Origin of the sequence: Mesorhizobium sp. 1B3 (genome assembly GCF_050958605.1) — a bacterium.
In the GTDB taxonomy this organism is placed as follows: Bacteria; Pseudomonadota; Alphaproteobacteria; order Rhizobiales; family Rhizobiaceae.
In genome coordinates this window covers 205,305-223,636 of the sequence record NZ_JBJHDO010000005.1, presented here as the reverse complement: position 1 = coordinate 223,636, position 18,332 = coordinate 205,305, and the positions used below count along the sequence as shown (strand labels likewise).

The 18,332-nt window shown below is 63.2% G+C and carries 17 protein-coding genes; 6 read left to right on the top strand and 11 right to left on the bottom strand.

Going from position 1 to position 18,332, the window contains the following annotated elements:
* Genes ACCO56_RS15750 through ACCO56_RS15735 form a run of 4 tightly spaced genes read right to left on the bottom strand, consistent with a single transcriptional unit; the run spans nucleotide 1 to nucleotide 5,776 of the window.
* Nucleotides 1-2,091: a hydantoinase/oxoprolinase family protein gene (locus tag ACCO56_RS15750; RefSeq protein ID WP_433641723.1), complete on the bottom strand. Its 2,091-nt coding sequence runs from the start codon at nucleotides 2,089-2,091 to the stop codon at nucleotides 1-3.
* Nucleotides 2,092-2,110: 19 nt separating this feature from the next.
* Nucleotides 2,111-3,079 carry an ABC transporter permease gene (locus ACCO56_RS15745; protein ID WP_433641722.1) on the bottom strand — a complete coding sequence of 323 codons (969 nt, stop codon included), beginning with the start codon at nucleotides 3,077-3,079 and terminating at the stop codon, nucleotides 2,111-2,113.
* On the bottom strand, nucleotides 3,072-4,613 hold the full coding sequence (locus tag ACCO56_RS15740) for an ATP-binding cassette domain-containing protein (protein WP_433641721.1): 1,542 nt from the start codon (nucleotides 4,611-4,613) through the stop codon (nucleotides 3,072-3,074). The genes ACCO56_RS15745 and ACCO56_RS15740 overlap by 8 nt, the downstream gene beginning before the upstream one ends.
* A gap of 47 nt (nucleotides 4,614-4,660) precedes the next feature.
* Nucleotides 4,661-5,776, bottom strand: a complete 1,116-nt coding sequence (locus tag ACCO56_RS15735) for a sugar ABC transporter substrate-binding protein (RefSeq protein WP_433641720.1) — start codon at nucleotides 5,774-5,776, stop codon at nucleotides 4,661-4,663.
* Nucleotides 5,777-6,363: 587 nt separating this feature from the next.
* Here ACCO56_RS15735 and ACCO56_RS15730 point away from each other — a divergent pair.
* The 6 genes from ACCO56_RS15730 to ACCO56_RS15705 all read left to right on the top strand — a co-directional run bounded on the left by ACCO56_RS15730 (nucleotide 6,364) and on the right by ACCO56_RS15705 (nucleotide 11,305).
* Complete coding sequence (locus tag ACCO56_RS15730; RefSeq protein WP_433641719.1) at nucleotides 6,364-7,494, top strand: glycosyltransferase 87 family protein; 1,131 nt, start codon at nucleotides 6,364-6,366, stop codon at nucleotides 7,492-7,494.
* On the top strand, nucleotides 7,487-8,467 hold the full coding sequence (locus tag ACCO56_RS15725; protein WP_433641718.1) for a glycosyltransferase: 981 nt from the start codon (nucleotides 7,487-7,489) through the stop codon (nucleotides 8,465-8,467). The genes ACCO56_RS15730 and ACCO56_RS15725 overlap by 8 nt, the downstream gene beginning before the upstream one ends.
* Nucleotides 8,464-9,297, top strand: a complete 834-nt coding sequence (locus ACCO56_RS15720; protein WP_433641717.1) for a ChbG/HpnK family deacetylase — start codon at nucleotides 8,464-8,466, stop codon at nucleotides 9,295-9,297. The genes ACCO56_RS15725 and ACCO56_RS15720 overlap by 4 nt, the downstream gene beginning before the upstream one ends.
* Nucleotides 9,294-9,716 carry a GtrA family protein gene (locus ACCO56_RS15715; RefSeq protein WP_433641715.1) on the top strand — a complete coding sequence of 141 codons (423 nt, stop codon included), beginning with the start codon at nucleotides 9,294-9,296 and terminating at the stop codon, nucleotides 9,714-9,716. Before ACCO56_RS15720 ends, ACCO56_RS15715 begins: the two co-directional genes overlap by 4 nt.
* 330 nt (nucleotides 9,717-10,046) lie before the next feature.
* On the top strand, nucleotides 10,047-10,667 hold the full coding sequence (locus ACCO56_RS15710; protein ID WP_433641714.1) for a helix-turn-helix domain-containing protein: 621 nt from the start codon (nucleotides 10,047-10,049) through the stop codon (nucleotides 10,665-10,667).
* Complete coding sequence (locus ACCO56_RS15705) at nucleotides 10,667-11,305, top strand: RES family NAD+ phosphorylase (protein ID WP_433641713.1); 639 nt, start codon at nucleotides 10,667-10,669, stop codon at nucleotides 11,303-11,305. The genes ACCO56_RS15710 and ACCO56_RS15705 overlap by 1 nt, the downstream gene beginning before the upstream one ends.
* Before the next feature lie 64 nt (nucleotides 11,306-11,369).
* On the opposite strand, the gene ACCO56_RS15700 is transcribed toward ACCO56_RS15705, so the two are convergent.
* The 7 genes from ACCO56_RS15700 to ACCO56_RS15670 form a co-directional block, all read right to left on the bottom strand.
* Nucleotides 11,370-12,371: a zinc-dependent alcohol dehydrogenase family protein gene (locus ACCO56_RS15700; RefSeq protein ID WP_433641712.1), complete on the bottom strand. Its 1,002-nt coding sequence runs from the start codon at nucleotides 12,369-12,371 to the stop codon at nucleotides 11,370-11,372.
* A 103-nt stretch (nucleotides 12,372-12,474) separates the two neighbouring features.
* On the bottom strand, nucleotides 12,475-13,167 hold the full coding sequence (locus ACCO56_RS15695) for a TetR/AcrR family transcriptional regulator (protein WP_433641711.1): 693 nt from the start codon (nucleotides 13,165-13,167) through the stop codon (nucleotides 12,475-12,477).
* A gap of 63 nt (nucleotides 13,168-13,230) precedes the next feature.
* Nucleotides 13,231-14,901, bottom strand: coding sequence for an AMP-binding protein (locus tag ACCO56_RS15690; RefSeq protein WP_433641710.1), 1,671 nt, complete (start codon nucleotides 14,899-14,901; stop codon nucleotides 13,231-13,233).
* A 42-nt stretch (nucleotides 14,902-14,943) separates the two neighbouring features.
* Nucleotides 14,944-15,660: an ABC transporter ATP-binding protein gene (locus ACCO56_RS15685; protein WP_433641709.1), complete on the bottom strand. Its 717-nt coding sequence runs from the start codon at nucleotides 15,658-15,660 to the stop codon at nucleotides 14,944-14,946.
* A complete protein-coding gene (locus tag ACCO56_RS15680) occupies nucleotides 15,653-16,414 on the bottom strand; it encodes an ABC transporter ATP-binding protein (protein WP_433641708.1) in 762 nt (253 codons plus the stop codon). The genes ACCO56_RS15685 and ACCO56_RS15680 overlap by 8 nt, the downstream gene beginning before the upstream one ends.
* Entirely contained in the window at nucleotides 16,411-17,424 is a 1,014-nt protein-coding gene (locus tag ACCO56_RS15675; RefSeq protein ID WP_433641707.1) for a branched-chain amino acid ABC transporter permease, read from the bottom strand. Before ACCO56_RS15675 ends, ACCO56_RS15680 begins: the two co-directional genes overlap by 4 nt.
* Entirely contained in the window at nucleotides 17,421-18,305 is an 885-nt protein-coding gene (locus ACCO56_RS15670) for a branched-chain amino acid ABC transporter permease (protein WP_433641706.1), read from the bottom strand. Before ACCO56_RS15670 ends, ACCO56_RS15675 begins: the two co-directional genes overlap by 4 nt.
* Between the last annotated feature and the right edge of the window lie 27 nt (nucleotides 18,306-18,332).

The following is an 18,332-nucleotide window of genomic DNA, read 5'->3' as shown; positions in this document are numbered from 1 at the left end:
TCAGGCCTCCGCCTGTCTGTGGTCGTTCGGATAGATCAGGATCGAGCCGTCGGGCGAGATGTCACCGTAGTGCCCCGGCAGGATTAGCGAGGTCGTGTCCATCTCGGTCACGATGGCCGGTCCGGGCACGCGGTCGCCCGCCCTCAGAAGCGCGCGGTCGTAAAGCCCGGCCTCGTGTTCTTCACCCCGGTGGAAGATCCTGGTCGTCCCAATCGGCGTAGCGGCGGGAGTGCCGGCCCTCTCCGGCAGGCGGCGGGCAGCCAGATCGAGGCCTCCAGCCTCGGCCGTGGCGCGCAGGTTCACGAGTTCGCATTCCGTATCCAGCGCGAAGACGAACAATTGTTCATGCGTGCTGTCAAAGCGCTGCCGCAGGATGGCAGTGATATCGCCCGCCAGATCCTCCTCACTCAGGTCGATGGGCATCACGAGGCCCTGCCCGCAATAGCGCACATCGGCCTGATAGGTGAACTTCGGCGCCATATCCCCCTCGAGCCCCGCCGCGGCCTCGCCTTTCAAGGGCGCGAGAACCGCGCGGATCTCTTCTGCCGAGGTGTCGCCAAAACGCCGTACGAAGCTACGCGCGCCTTCATTGCGCATCTTGGTCGTGGCATCGCCATAGGCGCAAAGGACACCCGGTCCCGGCGGAATGATGACAGGCCAGCTCTGCAGCAATGCGCCAAGCGCATTGGCATGCAGCGGGCCGGCCCCGCCGAAGGCCATCAGCGCGAAATCGCGGGGGTCGTAACCCATCTCGACCGAGACAAGGCGCAACGCGCCAAACATGTTCTCATTGACGATGTCGATAACGCCTTCGGCAGCCTCGCGGATCGAAAGGCCAAGCGGCCCGGCCACCTTCTCCATCGCCTTCTCGGCCAAGGAGACATCGATCTTCATATCGCCGCCAAGGCGGACATCGGCAGGCAGGTAGCCAAGGACGACATTGGCATCCGTAACCGTCGGCTCGGCTCCCCCCTTCATATAAGCCGCAGGCCCTGGCACTGCCCCCGCGCTTTTCGGACCAACCCGCAGCGCCTTGGTCAGTTCGGGCACGAAGGCGATGGAGCCCCCACCCGCCCCCACCGTCTTCACATCGATCGAGGGCGCGCGCACGATCACCTCATGCACCGCCGTTTCGCGCCGGGTGCGCGCCTCGTGGCCCTGCACCAAGGCCACATCGGTCGAGGTACCCCCCATGTCGAAGGTCAGGAAATCTGGAAAGCCGGCCTGTTTCGCGACCCAGATCGCGCCCGCCACGCCACCCGCCGGGCCGCTCATCAGCAGGTTGACGGGCGAGGCTGCAGCAGCCTCGCCCGAGGAAAGGCCTCCATCGGAGCGCAGGATGCGCAGATTCACATTGGGGATTTTCGCTTGCAGCAGGCTCTGCAGGTTGTCGACGTACTTCTTGACGATGGGGCCGACATAGGAATTCACGACGGTCGTGACCGTACGCTCGTATTCATACATCTCGGGCGCCACTTCAGAGCTGATCGAGACCTGGATGCCCGGCAACTCCTCCTGCGCGATCTCACGGGCGCGGCGCTCATGTGCGCCATCGACATAGGCGTTCAGGAAAGAAATCGTCAGCGCCTCGATCCCTTCGTCGCGCAGCCTTCGGATATCGCGACGCAGGGCGGACTCGTCCAGCGGGGTCAGGACAGTGCCGTCAGCAGCGATTCGTTCGTCGACCTCAACGACCGAGGACAGCGGCACCAGCGGTTCGGGCCGCTCCCAGGTCACCCAGGCGCCGAGATTGCCAGGGACGAAGGAACGCCCGATGTGCAACACGTCACGGAATCCCTTGGTCGTCAACAGCCCGACCTTCACCCCGCCCCGCGTCAGCACGGCGTTGGTTGCCACGGTGGTGCCGTGCATCACGGTATGGATTGCCTCGGCTGGAATGCCGTGCTGTTCGGTGATGCGCTCGATCCCGTTCAGAACGGCGATCGACGGATCATGTGGGGTCGAGGGCACCTTGGCGGTAAACAGCGCGCCATCGGCCTCTCGCACCGCCAGAAGGTCGGTAAAGGTGCCGCCGATATCGGCACCTAGAATATAGCCGGCCCCGGCCCTGATCGGAGTTTGATCGGTCATTCTTTCCTCTCTGTCATACTCAGGCCCGCTTCTCGCGCCAGCGTCGCAAAAGCTGCGCGATTGCGACGGCGACGATCAGCGCCCCGCCATAGAACAGGTCCTGCACGAAGGATGGCGCGCCGATGGTGACGAGCCCGGTGATGCCGGTAGCCAGGAAGTACATCCCGAAGAGCGAGCCCCACGGGTTGAACCGGCCCGGTGTTATGGCAGTGGAGCCGAGGAATGCCCCGGCAAAGGCGGGAAGCAGCAGCGTGAAGCCTGATACGGGATCAGCCGCGCCAGACGTACCGGCATAGATCACCCCACCGAGCGCAGCGATGAAGGAGGAGGAGATCAGCGCCCCCATCCGCACGCGGTCGACCGCGACACCGTTGAGACGAGCGACCTCGGGCCCGCGGCCGACGAAGAGAAGCTTCATGCCGAAAGGCGTGCGGGTGAAGACGTACCACAGCACCACACACAGGATCAGCGTGTAGTAGAAGGACGGCGCGATGCCAAAGATACGCCATTTGAGCACGGCCCCGACCAGACTGTCAGAAATGCCGTAGATCGTGCGCGAATCGCTGATCCAGCGCACGATGCCCTGCAGGAGCGTCGCCATACCGAGCGTCGTGATCAGCGAGCCGATCCCGAGGCGGATTACCAGTAGCGCATTCACCGTACCGACGACGATCGACACCGCCAGCGCCGCCAAGATGGCGAGGCCGACCGGCACCCCCATGTCCACGTTCAGCACTGCAATGATCATGGCCGAAAGCGCCAGCATCGCGGCCGCCGACAAATCGAACTCGCCTGCCGCTAACGGCACGATCAGCGCCAGCGTCAGCATGACCACCGCCGACTGGCCGCCCAGGATCGAAGCATAGATGTTGAATGATCCAAAGACGGCGGGTTTGACGATGAGGAACACCACGATCAACAATGCCCATGCATAAAGCAGCCCGATCCGCTCGTGGATCGAACCGCCGCCGGCCTTATTCTTATCCACGCTCAAGCGCCCCCCGTTTCATTTCCTGCGTTGCCGGTCCGGTCATTCCCAGGGTGGCCGAGACGATGGCATCCTTGCTGATGGTTTCCCCGGCGAGCTCGGCAGTGATGCGGCCGCCGGAAAGGATCAGCACCCGGTCGCAGATCTGCTCCAGTTCGCCGGCGTCGCTGCTGTAGCAGACCACCGCCGCGCCCCTGAGCGCCGCGCCCTCGATTGCGGCATAAATCGACTGCCGCGAGCCGACATCCACACCTTGGGTCGGCTCCGAAAGGGCAAGGATGCGCGGCGACAGAGCCAGCCATTTCGCGATCAGCGCCTTCTGCTGATTGCCGCCGGAAAAGCTGTGCAGGTCCATGTTCGGATCGGCCGGGATGGCCCCCGAATGGCGCAACACGGTTTCTATGTGCTGCCGGAGCGGCTTCCGCATGAGCCGCATTGCCCGCGTGAAACGCGGCAACGCCGGCAGCGCTATGTTCTCGGCCATCGTCAGTTCGCCAACGCCCGACTTGCGCAGCCTGTCATCGGGCAGCAGAAACACGTTTCGTGCCATCAGCTCGCGCAGCGGTATCCTGGCGAGGTCGATCTCATCCGGCGCGGCCTGTCCAGGGCCCCGCAGCGTGCCGCCGGCCGCCTGGCAGGCGCCGGTCAGCAACTCGGGCACGCTGGCGGCGCCGGAGCCGATCAGCCCGGTCACGCCTAGGATTTCCCCGGGCGCGACGGTGAAGTTGCAATCGACGACCCCCGCGCCCGTGAGCCCGCTGACCTGCCAGGCGCTGTCGCCCCGCAGGCGTCCGGCATCACCGCGGCGAACGTGGTGGTGTTGCAGCGTCTGCCCGACGATCGCCCCGATGATCTCGTCGCGACCCGTCGTACGTGTGTCGAACCCCGCAACCCTGCGTCCATTGCGCAAGACGACGATGCGGTCGGTGATCTCACGCACCTCGTCGATGTCGTGGGCGACAAAAATGATGCTGCCGCCGGCGCGGGCAAAGCTGCGCATCAGCGTAAATAGCTTCGCCACCCCCGAGGCGGGGAGGAACGGGGTAGGCTCGTCAAGGACGAGGACCTGGTCCCCGTCGTCCCCGCTCAGCGTCTCGACGGCGCGGACGACGGCGATCAGGCATCGATCGGCCTGGCTTAGGCTGTCGATCCTAGTGTCGAGGGGGAAATCCACCCCGAAACGCCGCAGCGCCTTGCCTACCGACGCCCGCAACTCCTTCCAAGGGATCGAGAGCCCGGAGAGCGCGCGACGATCAGTCAGCAGGAAATTCTCCAGGATAGTCAGGCCGTGCACCAGCCCGAGATCCTGATGGACGAAGGCTATGCGGCGGCCCGCTACGGCCGCGGCGGCTGTGGTGGCACCACCGTTGAGTTCCAGCCTTTCGATCCTGTCCGGCCAGTGAAAGCCCGCCAGACACTTGATCAGCGTCGACTTGCCCGACCCGTTGTGGCCGAGCAGTCCGAGGATCTCGCCCCGCGCCAGCTCCAGCGAGACGCCGTCCAGCACCCGTGCCCCACCGAAGGACTTGCTCATTCCTTCTATACGAAGCGCCGGCACAGGCGTGGCGAGGGCGGCGCCCGTCACTTGGCGATGCCCCACAGTTCGGCGAAGCCGACGATATGAGCATTGCCATAGCCAGCATCGTAGGTAGCGGGCACCCCGGCACTTTCGACGTTGGAGGCGTCGAAGATATAAAGTGGCACGTTCAGCACAGGGTTGGCTTCGACCCCGCACAGCAGGCGCATGTCGTAATCGAGCGCCGCGCGGCCGATCCAGCCGACGCTCTCGCCGATGTCCATTTCCACCTTGCCGTCGCGCACCATGTCCAGCACGAAGGGCGTGCCGTTAAAGGAGGCGATCTTCACATCCGCGCGCCCGGCGAGATCAAGCGCCGGCAACACGAATTGGCTCATCCCGTCATAGAAGGGCACGACATAGTTGATCGTGGAATCGGCAAGCAGCGCCGACTGCACGGACTGCGTCATGCGCGTTGACCAGTCGGCCAGCGGCACGTTCAGGAAGGTGTACTTGCTTCCGGGGCTGTATTCCGCGAACGCTTTCTCGATCGCCTCCCGCGCATACTTCCCCGAGCTCACCTCGTCCGAATGGACGAAGAGTACGTTGGCTTTGCCCTCTGTCTTAGCGATCGTCCAGGCAGAGGCCAGCTTCATGGACGCCGAGAAGGGCGCGAGCGAAGCGCCATCAACGAAGGAAGGAACCGGCTCGTTGGCGTCGTACCAGTGCGACACGGTGACCTTGACTCCGGCAGCGCGAGCGGCCTCGATCTGCGGTTGCAGCATTTCGGGAACCGGCGCGGTCGACAGATCGATCAGATCGTAGCCCTCGGCTACGGCGAGCTCGATCCCGCGGATCCATTGCTGGACGTCGAACTGGTTGTCGAAGACCCGCAGCTCGAAGCCGATCTCCTCGGCGGCCGCCTTCATCGCGTTGGCGACGTTGGCGCTGAAGGGATTGGCCTGGGTCATCGGGATGACGAAGACCTTCTTGTCGGCCATGCAGGCCTTCGCATCGAAGGCCGGCCCTGGAGCCACGAATTCGCCCGTCGACTGATGCTTCTTGACAAGCGCCTTGGCGGCATCGAGTCCCGCGTCCTGAGCGGCGGCGGCGCTGACGTCCAATGCGAACCCAAGAACCATAGACACAGCAGATATTACTGCCGGATAGCGTGTTGGCATGATGCATCTTCCCCTGAAAAGTGATGGTTATTGTTCTTTTCGGAAGACGATAGCGAGCGAATTGGCGGATCACAAATAGACACTGCCTATTTATAACATAGCCCAACGAGATGCCGCCTCATGCCTCCCGAACACGGGCTTCTTGCTTTTCAGGAGTTCGTGAAGGGCGTCGGTCCTGTCCCCGCGAATGAAGGCGCCTCATGTCGCAATCTTGACGCGAGTTCCCTTACCGCGCCTTGAGCGGCGCAACGGCTGAAACGGCATCCCTCTGCCGACCGAGGCCGTACGAGCCTTATGGCCGGGAGCCGCGCATCCATTTGGATTCTCGGGAGCACTGGCTGTGCAAGACCCGACTTGTTGGCACTGTCATAGGTTGCAACGGTCGCAACAATTCAATTGAAGCGACTCGGCGTGCAGGATAATGAAGTGGCGAATCCGAATAGCACCGATGCAGCCGAGCGGCACGCGCGCCGATCTTTTGCGTTGGGTTGTCGGGTGGTCCGGAAGCGAGTCGGGGTGGGGGAATGGAAGATTTGCCGAAACGGGCACCGCGGACAATTCGCTGGTACGACTGCGGAGGCTCCCTCTTGTGGGGGGCTGTATTCTGCGTAACGATCGTGCTGGCGCTGATCAATCCGGACGCGCGATCGGTCGTCGTCAACTACCGCAACGGCAGTGAGCTTTTCCTTGCCGGCGAGCAGCTCTATGACATCGAGTCGGCGATGGGCTATCTGTACTCCCCAGCTTTCGCCGTGCTCTACGTCCCATTTTATGAGCTCGGTCCCCATCTGGGCGACTTCCTGTGGCGGCTTCTTGGTTTTTCGGTGCTGACCTTCGCTGCGGTCAGGCAGGCGCAAGTGATCGATGACGAGAAACCGCTCTGGCTGCTGTCCTGCGGCCTCTTTCTCGCCACGCCGGTTGCCGCCGGGGCCTTGCGCAATGGGCAGGCGACCATCCTGCTTGCCGGCGCCTGCTGGTTACTGGTGCTCGCTGCACTCGAAAACGCATGGCTGCGGACGCTGCTGTGGACGGCCGTTGCCATCGTCGCCAAACCGACCGCCATCGTGGCGATGCTGCTTGCCGGGGCACTTCGCCCCCGGCTGATCCCCGTTCTTGTGCTGGCCGTGGCTGCGGTGCTCATCCTGCCCTACGCATTCGCGCCGAGCGGCTATGTGACCGAGATCACTCGCAGCTTCTTTTCGCTGATGGATGTCATGTCGCTCGACAAGACCCAGGGCTTTAGGCCTGCCGATTTCACGGCGCCGTTCACCGCAATCGGGATCATGATACCACCCCCCGTTGCGACGGCCATACGGGTGGTCGCGGCGCTGGCGACGCTGGCGGCGGCGTTCCACTTCGCCCGCTACGGCGACAGGCGGACGGCGGCTCTGGCCATCGTCGTGCTCGCCTCCTTTTATATGTGCGTGTTCAATCCACGCGTCGAAGGCAACACCTATGCCATGCTGGCAGTCCCGTTCGGCCTGTCGATCTCGTTGATGTACCGTCGGCAAGGCGCGACGAGCCTGTCGGTGGTGCTCGGCGCGCTGTTGTTCGTCACGGGGCTCTCGGGAGTCGATATCCACCTGCATCGACTCACCGACTTATGGATGGAGCCGGTGATGTGCACGTTGGTCTTCCTCGGTATCATGCGCTGGTTCTGGAAGTATGGCCAGGCGACAGAAGTCCAGTCCAGATCCACGGCCAGCGTCTATGGCTAGGCTCGATATCATCGCGCCGTTCTTTAACGAGGTCGCCTCGGCAAAGCCGTTCGCCGCGCTGATCGGCGAGTTCGAGGCCGAGGCTGCGCGGCGCTTCGGTCTCACGGTGCACAAGATCCTGGTCGACGACGGCAGCACCGACAATGGCGCAGAAGCTTTTGCCGGCGGGCTCACCGGCTCCTGGGAGATTGTCAGGCTCAGCCGCAATTTCGGAAAGGAAGTCGCGGTGCTGGCCGGGCTCGACCGGTTCGGCGGCGATCTGGCGCTCATCATGGACACCGACCTGCAGCACTCCCACGAAATCGGCCTCAAGCTGGTTTCCGACCTGCTCGGCGATCCCACTGTCGACGTCGTCTACGCCAAGACCGACCGCCGTGACTCGAGCTGGCGCCGCAGCCAGTTGGCGCGGATGTTCTACCGCCTGATCAACAGCAGCCAGCGCTTCGACATCCCGGCCAATGCCGGCGACTTTCGCGCCATGCGGGCGGCCGTGGCGCATGCGATAGCGACATTGCGAGACAAGCGGCGCTTCAACAAAGGCCTCTATGCCTGGGCGGGCTTTCGTCAGAAGGCGGTCGTCTATTCCCCCGCTCCGCGCGCGGCGGGTTCCAGCAAATGGTCCCGCCTGGGACTCCTTTCCTTCAGTCTCGAGGCCCTTACGTCCTTCTCCGTGGTTCCGTTGCGCATCGTGACATTGTCGGGTCTTCTCGTCGCGATCGCGGCAGGGGGCTACGGCGTCAAGATCCTTTTCGAGGAGCTGTTCTATGGCACCGCGGTGCCGGGTTTTCCAAGCCTGCTGATCGCAGTGGTCCTGCTTGGCGGCTTGAATTTGGCTCTGCTCGGCCTGATTGGCGAGTATGTTTGGGTGGCCGTCAGCGAGAGCAAGAACCGGCCGGTCTATGTCGTTCGCGATGTGATCTGCGCACCAGAGACCATGAAGCTTGCCGCGCCGCGGGAGACCGCTTTCACATGAACCGTCGCATCTGGGTCATCGCCGACGATTACGGCCTTGCCCCCGGCGTCAATGACGGGATCCTCACCCTCATCAAGGCCGGTCGGATTTCGGGGACGAGTTGCATGACCAGCTTCCCGAGTTGGGAAGATGACGCCGCGCGCCTCAAGCCGCTTCTCGGCCTCGCTGCCGTCGGCCTGCATCTCACCTTGACCGACCAGCTTGCCGTCACCGGCCCTTCGAGCCTCGTGGCGGCCAAGCGTCTCCCCTCCTTCGCCAAGCTAGTCGCCGCCACTTCGCTTGGCACCATCGACAGGCGGTGCGTTCATGCCGAACTCGACATGCAGCACAGCCGCTTCGTCGAGGCGCTCGGCAAGCAGCCTGATTTCATCGACGGGCACCAGCATGTGCATTTTCTGCCCGTCGTCCGCGATTGGCTGCAAGCCAAATTCGCAGAAAGCCCGGGCGCGTGCCGGCCAAGGTTGCGCGGGTCACCTTCGTTGCTGGCAAAGGCCGACGCCGCTATGGTGAAGGTCGCGGCGATCTCGGCGCTGGCATTTCGCTTCGATTCCGCCATGCGCAAGGCCGGCTTCGAGATCATGGGGCCGCTATCCGGCATCTACGACTGGCGCAGGCCTGCGACCTTCAGGCACTCTCTGGAGAAGGCATTGACGGAACTGCCGGATAATGGCTTGTTCATGTGCCACCCCGGCACGATCGACACCGTGCTTAAGGAACGGGATTCGATGTTGGACGCCCGGCCGGTCGAGCAACAGGCGCTTCTCTCGGATCACTATGCAGAGCTGTTGTCGCGAGCCGGCGTGAGCATTCGGCAAGGCGTCGCGGCATGAGCCGTGAGGGCGCGAAACGAAGCCTTGGCGGAAAGCTTCGGCGCTTCGCGGCGGTCGGGCTAGCCAACACCGCGATCGATCTTGCGGCATTCACGATCGTGCTGAGCCTGACCGGGATGCCGCTTGCGAGCAATCTGATCGCGTGGAGTGTGGCGATCGTCTTTTCCTTTGCCGCCAATTCGCGGTGGTCGTTCGACCGCGATCTCGAGAAGCCGACTGCAAGCTCTTTCGTGCAGTTCGTGTCGGCCGGTGCGCTCATCTCGCTCGGTATTTCGAACCTGTCGCTCATATCCTTTCAGGGGCTGATCGGCGTATGGCCGGCGAAGCTCGTCGGTGTGGTGGTCGCGGCGGCGCTCAACTTCGCCGCAGCCAAATGGTCGATCGAGGGGCAGCTGTTTGGGGGGGCGAGCAGAAAATAGAGCGACCAGCGGTGTTATTTGTAGTTCGCCGATCACGGAGCCGCCACAGGGCAGCCTGCAGCTCGAACTTGGAGGAGAATGGACGTTGCACGACCCGGCTGCTCGTCGCGATTTGATGGTGGAAGGCGCAACTGCGCAGTCCGGTCCCGGCCGACCGAGCTCAACGGCAGAGCACAACTGCCGCTCCGGGAGAATGACGCCCACCAGGCCACCCAGGTGCGTACACACTCGTGGCAAGATGCCTCGACGGGCCGTGATCAGTGCATCCAGAGTAGTTGACTTTGTATTTTGTGATACCATATTGTCCCCATGACAACCAAGGAGGTTGCTATGGCCCGCGGACATCAAGCTTCAAGCCTGACACTTAACACTCATGCCGATCCGGACTCCCTGCAGGCAGCGTTCCTGCGCCGGGCCATGTCCGCATTGGAGCGGATTTCCGCGAATGTGTCGCCGAAGGCATTGACTGACGCGCTCGCCGCCCCGACGGATGCCGGCTCGGTGGCTCAGCTTCTCAGCCGCTCCGATCTGATCGGAACGGCGGTGACCGATCTCGATCCGCTGGTCCCGGCGCTTGCCCGCAATGTCGAGCATCGCCAGCGCCTGCTAAAGCTCGCCGGTGGCGTATTGTCGGCGGAAGAAGCGGGACGGATACTGGGGATCACGAGACAAGCGGTCGACAAAAGACGGCGCTCCAATGCCATTCTGGCTGTGCGGGAAGGAAGCGACTGGCGTTACCCGGCCCGCCAGTTCAGCGAAGGTGAAGTCGTTGCCGGAATTGCCGATGTCGTGCGGGGTTTTGCTTCGGCGGGACCGTGGGCGACACTCGATTTTCTGCTCGCCCCTGACACGGCGCTTGGTGGACGATCGCCGCTGGACATGCTTCGCAGTGGCGAACTCGAGCCAGTCCTGCGGCTCGTCCGCGCCAATGACTCGGACGGCTTTGCCTGATGGCGGCAAAAGGTGCTGGGCAGCGTGGGCCTTGCGGAGCTGCTCCGCTACCCCCGTCCTGGCTTCATACAAGACCCTTGCCGGTTGATGTGCTTCCCGCCGGAACGATCCTGCATCGCATCCACCGCTCGACACTTTCCCCGGTTTTCTTCGGACCGGGGAAAGGCAATCCGCCAATCAACCGGTTCGACAGCGAAAGTGGCCGTTTCGGCGTTCTCTATCTTGGCCTGAGCCGAAATGGGGCATTGGCGGAAACGATCCTGCGCAATCCTCAACGCTTGATGGTAGCTGCGACGGACATCACCAGCCGGGCCGCGACTGCAGTCAGTGTGCAACGAGATCTTCGCATCGTTCGAATGCACGGAAGGGGCCTGCTGGCGCTAGGCACGGACAATGCGATTTCCACTGGGCCGTATGAGCCATGCGGTCGATGGGCAGACGCGCTTTGGGATCATCCCGACATGCCTGATGGCCTTGCCTATCAATCAAGACACGACCCTAGCGAGGTCTGCGTTGCCCTGTTTGAGCGCCTCGACCTTGCAATCAGCGTACGGTACACAAAGCCGCTGACAGCCATGCTGAACGACGTCGCAGCGCTGCTGGACCGCTATGGCAAGTCGATAGCCCCTGGCGCCTGAACGGCTTCGCCACGGCGACATATCGAACAGGATTCGGCAGCAATCTCGTCGCACGAATCCACCGTTACGCTGTCAGCAACTCGACCCCGTTCGGCGCGACCAGCACCTTGCCGTTGTGGGCGGCGCGCTGGGTATGGCGCAGCGCTTCCGCTATCTCGTCGATCGGATAGACATGCTCCACCGGCACGTGGAACTTGCCCTGCCGCAGCATATCTGTCAGCTCGGCGTAAAGCGCCTCGACCCCCTGCGGCGAGCGACGCGCGAGTGAGCGACCCAACATCAGCCCGACCAGGCTGACGCCGCGGAAGATAAGTTCGGCACGGCCAAACACAGGCTCCTCATCGCTCATCGCGCCGTAGTTGCAGACATAGCCGCCATCAGCGATGCAGCGCCCCATCCGCGCCGTCGCCTCGCCGCCGACGGCGTCGATTCCAAGCCGGATCGGCGTGCCACCCGTTGCCTCACTCACCTGTTCCACAAGGTCAGGGCCGTCGACGAGACAGACGTCCGCGCCCAGCGCCTTGAGTTCGGGAAAGAGGCTATCGCGCCGGACCAGATTGACCGTGCGAAGCCCGCGCTGCCGCGCGAAGGTGATGACGAGGCGTCCGACGCCCGAATTCGCGGTGTTCTGGATGATCCATTCGCCGGGTTTCAGATCGACGATGTCGCTCAGAAGCAGATGAGCCGTCGGCGGATTGATCCGCAGCATCGCCGCCTGCTTCAGGTCGAGATCGGCCGGAATTCTGATGACATCCTCGCTGCGCACCTTGCGCTGCGAAGCCCAGTTCTCGCGCTGCAGGTTGATGACGAGATCGCCGGGCGCGACATGGGTGACATTGCGGCCCACGGCCTCAACCCGGCCCACGCATTCAGCGCCGGGCACGGCGGGTAATGGCGGTTTCAGCCGGTAGATGCCACGGCAGAACCACACATCGGCGGGATTGATCGGAAACGCCAGAACCTTGAACACGACCTCGTCATCGACCGGTTGGCCGAGATCTGGCGCCTCCACGCAACGCGCAACGTCCTCGGGAACTCCATATTGCGAGATTTCGATGCGTTTCATCTTCCCTCCCCGAGATGCCCTAAAAGCAGCGAAATCGCCTGCCCGTCCTCTGAGCTACGCCTCCGCAAGATCGTCCTTTTCCAGCGCGCTGCAGGCGAAGCGTTCATGCCTTTGCGTTCGCGGCGGCCCCGTTGCGCGCCTTGCGCTTCGGCGCCTTCACGTCCTTCTTCGCCACCTCCTCGCCAAGCACCTCGGACGGATCGAATCCAAGGGCCAGCGCGTATGCTTTCAGATAGGTACGCTGGACCTCGATCGGCGGCTTGTCGATGACGCCGTCCTGAACCGTATAGTGCTGAAGGATGTATTCGCGCGCACCGATGAACATCAGCGCCAGCGTTTCGGTCTCCTCTGCCGAGTAATGCGTCAACTCGTTGTTGCGTATGCCTTTCAGCAACGAGCGCTGATAACTCTCCACCATTCGCTTGAAATAGGCGCGGTAGGACTCCGGTGCGAAGAACGCCGCCTCATTGAGCACGCGATGCAATTCCGGATGAGTGTGCACGTAGTGAAGATTGGCTTCTATGCCCAGCCGCTCGCGCTCGGCCGTGGTCTTTCCTTGCCTCGTCTTCTCGGCGATGTAGTTCAGCATCGCTTCACCGATATGCGGCAGGAGCTTGTTGAAAAGATCCTGCTGGTCCTCGAAGTAGAGATAAATCCTGCCATAGGAAACATTGGCTTCCGCCGCGATTGCAGCCATCGAGGCCTTTGCATAACCGACTCGTCCCACGACTTTCGCGGCGGCGGTGAATATCGCTTCCTTCGTCTCCCTGGCTTTCTTTTCTCGCTTGCCGCTCATGCTTCGTCTTTCCTGGTCTCGTAAGGGGGGCTTGTCGCCGTTCCGTTACGTCCAGTCAAGAAATCAGGCTCTCAATGCGCAACTCCGCCTCTCCTCGATGATCTTCTGCGTAATCATGCGGCGCAGCTCGTGCTTCTTCACCTTGCCGGATGCCGTCTTCGGCAGTTCTGCGATATACTCGATACGCTCGGGACATTTCTGACGGGCAAGCCCCGCCCTGGCGAGATGGTCGGCGAGTTCCGCCTGGTCCGGCCGCGCCGCGCCACTGGCGATCAACCAGGCGCACACCCCCTCGCCCAGCCGATCGTGCGGCATGGCGACCACGGCCGCCTCACGCACCGCCGGATGCTCGTGCAAAGCGTCCTCGATCTCCTTCGCGGAAAGGTTCTCGCCGCCGCGTATGATGATGTCCTTCTTGCGGCCCGTGATCGCCAGCAGACCGTCCGCGGTGACGACGCCGAGATCGCCGGTACGGAAATAGCCTTCGGGATCGAAGGATTCGCGATTGGCCTCGGCGCTCGTGTAGCCGCGAAAGAGGCTCGGCCCGCGAGCAAGAATCTCGCCTTCGGTTCCCGGTGCAACCCTGTTGCCATCGAGATCGACGACCTTCACCTGCCAATCGAAAACGCGACCGTCCGTGGTGGCGGCAAGCTCGGGGTCGTCGAGCACGCCCTGCGTGACCATCGGGCACTCGGAGCTGCCGAAAACCCGGAAAGTCCGGCAATTGGCGAAGACCCTGTTGGCGCGGCGGATCAGCTCCGGCGGAACGGCCGCGCCGCCGCAGGCGAATATCCTGAGGCTCGGCAGGCGCGTGCCGGAACGCTCCGCTTCCTCCACCAGATCCTGAAGGAAGGGCGTGGCGCTGATGGTGAACTCGATGCCCTGTTCATCGATCAGGCGCGCAGCTCGTGCGGCATCCCATTTTTCCATCAAGGTGACGCGAATGCCAAAGCCGAACGCCGCCTCCAGCCCATAGGAATAGCCGGTGACATGGGTAACCGGACTCGGCATCAGGATGCGTGCGCCGGGATTGATACCCCAGACCTGCATGCTCGCCCAGACCGGGCGGCGGCTCTGGTTGTGGCTGTAGATGACGCCCTTGGGCTGGCCGGTCGTGCCGGACGTGTAGATGAGGAACTTCGCCTCGTCAGGTCCCGCTGGGCGCAATTCCGCTGAAGACATCTGGCCTGCAGCCACCATGTCCGCGTAGCGCAGCATCCCCGCCGCGGCGCCCCGCACCACGACGACGTCGCGCAGTTCCGGCAGGTCGGCGCGCAGGCTGTCGATCATCTGCGGGTAGTCGATGCTGCGGAAGGTTTCCGGAATGAACAGCATGCGCGCCCGACAATCCTTGAGGATGAAGCGCAGCTCCGCCTGCCGATAGATCGGGATCACCGGTACGACGACGATGCCAGCAAGCGCGCAGGCAAGATTGACCACAACCGCCTCGATCCAGTTGGGAAGCTGGAAGCTGACGGTTTCACCACGCTTCACGCCCGCCGCGAGCATGCCGCGCGCAAGCGCCTGGGCCTCGTCGAGAAGCTGCGCATAGGTCATGCCGCCTGTTTCGCCAGTTACCGCGACTGCGTCGGGTTCCTCGTCGGCGCGCTGGCGCGCATAGTCGGCGATGGTCTTGCCGGTCCATTCGCCGGCTGCGCTGCGCTGCTCCCGCTCGCCGCGCGTGAAGCGCATCGACCATCCCGCCGAGTCGCGGACAAACTCTTCCTCGCTCATATCTGCCCTCACCATCCTCCAACCAGCTGCACGGGCCCCGCGTCAAACCGCGAGATAACGCTCCTTCAATGCGGGGTCGGCATCGAAGCTATCCCACGATCCCTCGAAAACGATTCGCCCGCTGTCGATCAGGAAGACGCTGTCGGTGCACTTGCGCGCAAAGGCCAGGTTCTGCTCCGCAATCAGCAGCGAGAGGCCGCCGCGCTGCCGCAGCATCTGGATATGATGCGCCATCTGCTCGACCACCACCGGCGCCAGCCCCTCGACCGGCTCGTCGAGGAGGAGAAGCTTCGGCCGGCCAAACACCCCGCGTGCAACCGCGACGAGCTGCTGTTGCCCGCCCGAAAGCTGGTAGCCTTCCCGATCCTTGAGCGGCTCGAGCAGAGGAAACAACGTCCATATCTCTTCCAGAGACATGCTCCGCCCGTTCTTGCCGGCGGCGAAGCCGCCTAGCTCGATATTCTCCGCCACGGTGATCTTGGGATAGATCCGCCGGTCCTCCGGCACCAGCATGAGGCCGAGGCGCGCACGGCTTTCGGTGGGCATGCTCGAAAGGTCGGCGCCATCGAAGGTGATGGCGCCTGAAATGCGCGGGCCGGCATCGAGTATACTTTTCATCAGGGTCGACTTGCCGGCGCCGTTGCGGCCGAGCAGCGCGACGCTTTCGCCCTCGCCGACGGCAATCCCCGCGTTCTGGATGATGTGGCTGCCGCCGTAGAACGCGTCCAGCGCCGTCACGGAAAGAAGCGGCTTAGGCATGTCCTAGATAGACCTCCCTGACGCGGGCATCGGCGCGCACCTGTTCCGGCGGCCCGCTGGCGATGATCTCACCATAGTGGAGAACGGTGAGGCGCGTCGCCAGACCGAAGATGACTTCCATGTCGTGTTCCGTCAGCAGCAATGTCAGGCCGTAGTCTCGACGCACGCGCTCGATCATCGCGACAGCCTCCGCCCTGTCCGTGGGGGACATGCCCGCGGTCGGCTCGTCCAGCATCAATATGCCAGGACGAAGCGCAAGGCTCATGGCCAGCTCAAGCCGCTTCTTGTCGCCATGGGAGAGGATGCGCGCCGGTTGATCGACGGCGTCCTGCAGGCCGAGGTCCTCCATCAGCCTCTCTGCCTCGGCCCTGACCGCATCCTTCGGGGCGAGAGAGAACAGCCCCGCGAAGCGCCCATTGCTGATGCGCTCCCGCATCTCGAGAGAGACAATCAGGTTCTCGTAGGCGCTCATGTCGCCGAAGATGCGCGCCACCTGGAAGGAGCGGCCGATGCCGCTGTGGATGCGCCGCCAGCCGGGTGCATGCGTGATGTCCCGGCTATCGAGCATAATCGTACCTGAATTGACCTTCGACTCGCCGCTGAGGCACTTGAACAGCGTCGTCTTGCCCGCCCCGTTCGGCCCGATGACGACATGCGCCTCGCCCCGGCGTAGCGACAGCGACACATCCTTCAGAACCTTGATCGGCCCATAGGACTTGTTGAGTTTGGAAGCCGTCAGGACGTCTTCGGTCATGACGCCTTCTCCCTGTTTGCGAGTTTACCTGCCGGCCGTGCGCCAGCCTTTCGACGGGCGAACGCGCGCGAGACGAGACCGGTGATGCCTCCGGGTATGGCCAGAACGACCGCCAGCAGCAGCAGGCCGACCGTGAGGTCAGCGAGACCCTGGAGGTTGCGCGTGACGTAGTCCATCACGCCAAACAGCACCGCGCCGAGGGCCGGCCCCCAGAAACTGCCCGTGCCGCCGAGAAGGGAAAAGAGGATCGGCTGCGTCGAGATCGACCAGTGGGCGATTTCAGGCGATACGATCTGGACCCACGGTGCAAGCACCGCCCCGGAAAAGCCGGCAATGCAGCCGGAGATGATGAAGGCTATCAGCTTCCAGCTCTGCACATCCGCGCCGAGGAAGGAGGCGCGGACGGGATCCTGGCGGATGGCCTGCATCAGCCGGCCCGCGGGCGAGTTCTGCACGCACCACACCGCGAAGGCGGCGACGGCCATCGCGGCAATCAAGAAGTAGTAGTAGTTGTTGCCGGTCCCCAGATTGATCTCGAACAGGCCAAGATCGACCACCGGCCGGCGAATGCCGACCAGGCCGTCATTACGCCCGAGGAAATTGGTCTTGGTGATGACGATGTGCACCAGCTCGGCAAAGGCGAGCGTCAATATGGCGAAGTAGGTTCCGCTTGCCCGGCGCAGCGCGACCACACCGAAGACGAAAGCGATAACGCCTCCGGTCAGCGCGCCTGCCAAGAGCACAAGCAGAAACGGCGTGCCCGGCGCGTGAAGCGACAGGACCGCCACCATATAGGCGCCCCCGGCGTAGAACATCGCTTGACCGAAGGACAGGAGCCCGACGCCTGCAAACAGAAGGTTCCACGACAGGGCGAAGACGATGTTGATCGCCACCAGACCGGCGAGGAACACCACGCCGCGGTTGAACATCACGGGAACCAACATAAAGACGGCGAGGCCGGCCAGCGCCACGAAGAGGTTGAACCAGAAACGAGCGCGAAAATCCGTCATGCCGTCTGCTCCCGCCCCAGGAGGCCCTGCGGCCGCACGAGAAGGATGATGGCCAGCGCGATCAGGTAGTAGATACCGGGATATTGCGGGAAAAACACGCTGCCGAAGCTTTCGATCAGTCCGAGCAGAATCGCCGCCAGGAAAGCACCCCGGATCGATCCCATGCCGCCCACGACGACCACGGCGAAGGCTTGCAGCAGGAATACGCCCCCCAGCTCAGGCGACAGGCTCTGATTGGCGCTGAGCAGCCCGCCGGCGAGGCCGGCCAGCGCGAACGAGATCGTCACGGTGACGAGATAGATGCGCTTGACGTCGAGGCCGAGCAGCCGCGCCATCCACGCATCCATCGCCACGACCCGGATCAGTTGCCCGGTGCGGGTGAAGGACATGAAGACCTCAAGCCCGACGAAGACCAGAACGCCGCATATGATAATGAACAGCGTGTAGGTCGGCATGATGACGTCGCCGATGAAGAACGCCGAGTTCAGAGCCGGCGGCGGCATCACGCTCATGAAATTCAGGCCCCAGACGAGTTGCACCGCACCAGCGCAAACCAGCAGAAGCGCATAGGTCGCGATCAGCACATAAGCATCCTCGACACCGCGCAATCGTCGGAAGATCACCATGTCGACGAGGATGCCCATAAGAGCGACGACGATGCCGGCAGCCAGCGCTACCAGGATGTAGAGCCACACCGGCAAACCGCCGCCGATGGTCGCCATCACGGAGTAGCTCAGATAGGCGCCGATCATGAAAAAGCCGCCATGGGCGAAGTTCAGGATGTGCAAGATGCCGAAGATCAGCGTAAGGCCGGCTGCGACGAGGAACGTTGCCATCCCCCATGACAGGCCGTTGAATATTGTAAGTCCGATATCGAGCATCGCCGCATCATTCTCCCTGCGCGGTGC

Bases quoted from the DNA above. Each gene is read 5' to 3' on its own strand.
- ACCO56_RS15750 (WP_433641723.1), bottom strand. From the start codon at position 2,091: ATGACCGATCAAACTCCGATCAGGGCCGGGGCCGGCTATATTCTAGGT.
- ACCO56_RS15740 (WP_433641721.1), bottom strand. From the start codon at position 4,613: ATGAGCAAGTCCTTCGGTGGGGCACGGGTGCTGGACGGCGTCTCGCTG.
- ACCO56_RS15735 (WP_433641720.1), bottom strand. From the start codon at position 5,776: ATGCCAACACGCTATCCGGCAGTAATATCTGCTGTGTCTATGGTTCTT.
- ACCO56_RS15725 (WP_433641718.1), top strand. From the start codon at position 7,487: ATGGCTAGGCTCGATATCATCGCGCCGTTCTTTAACGAGGTCGCCTCG.
- ACCO56_RS15720 (WP_433641717.1), top strand. From the start codon at position 8,464: ATGAACCGTCGCATCTGGGTCATCGCCGACGATTACGGCCTTGCCCCC.
- ACCO56_RS15715 (WP_433641715.1), top strand. From the start codon at position 9,294: ATGAGCCGTGAGGGCGCGAAACGAAGCCTTGGCGGAAAGCTTCGGCGC.
- ACCO56_RS15710 (WP_433641714.1), top strand. From the start codon at position 10,047: ATGGCCCGCGGACATCAAGCTTCAAGCCTGACACTTAACACTCATGCC.
- ACCO56_RS15705 (WP_433641713.1), top strand. From the start codon at position 10,667: ATGGCGGCAAAAGGTGCTGGGCAGCGTGGGCCTTGCGGAGCTGCTCCG.
- ACCO56_RS15700 (WP_433641712.1), bottom strand. From the start codon at position 12,371: ATGAAACGCATCGAAATCTCGCAATATGGAGTTCCCGAGGACGTTGCG.
- ACCO56_RS15695 (WP_433641711.1), bottom strand. From the start codon at position 13,167: ATGAGCGGCAAGCGAGAAAAGAAAGCCAGGGAGACGAAGGAAGCGATA.
- ACCO56_RS15690 (WP_433641710.1), bottom strand. From the start codon at position 14,901: ATGAGCGAGGAAGAGTTTGTCCGCGACTCGGCGGGATGGTCGATGCGC.
- ACCO56_RS15685 (WP_433641709.1), bottom strand. From the start codon at position 15,660: ATGCCTAAGCCGCTTCTTTCCGTGACGGCGCTGGACGCGTTCTACGGC.
- ACCO56_RS15680 (WP_433641708.1), bottom strand. From the start codon at position 16,414: ATGACCGAAGACGTCCTGACGGCTTCCAAACTCAACAAGTCCTATGGG.
- ACCO56_RS15675 (WP_433641707.1), bottom strand. From the start codon at position 17,424: ATGACGGATTTTCGCGCTCGTTTCTGGTTCAACCTCTTCGTGGCGCTG.
- ACCO56_RS15670 (WP_433641706.1), bottom strand. From the start codon at position 18,305: ATGCTCGATATCGGACTTACAATATTCAACGGCCTGTCATGGGGGATG.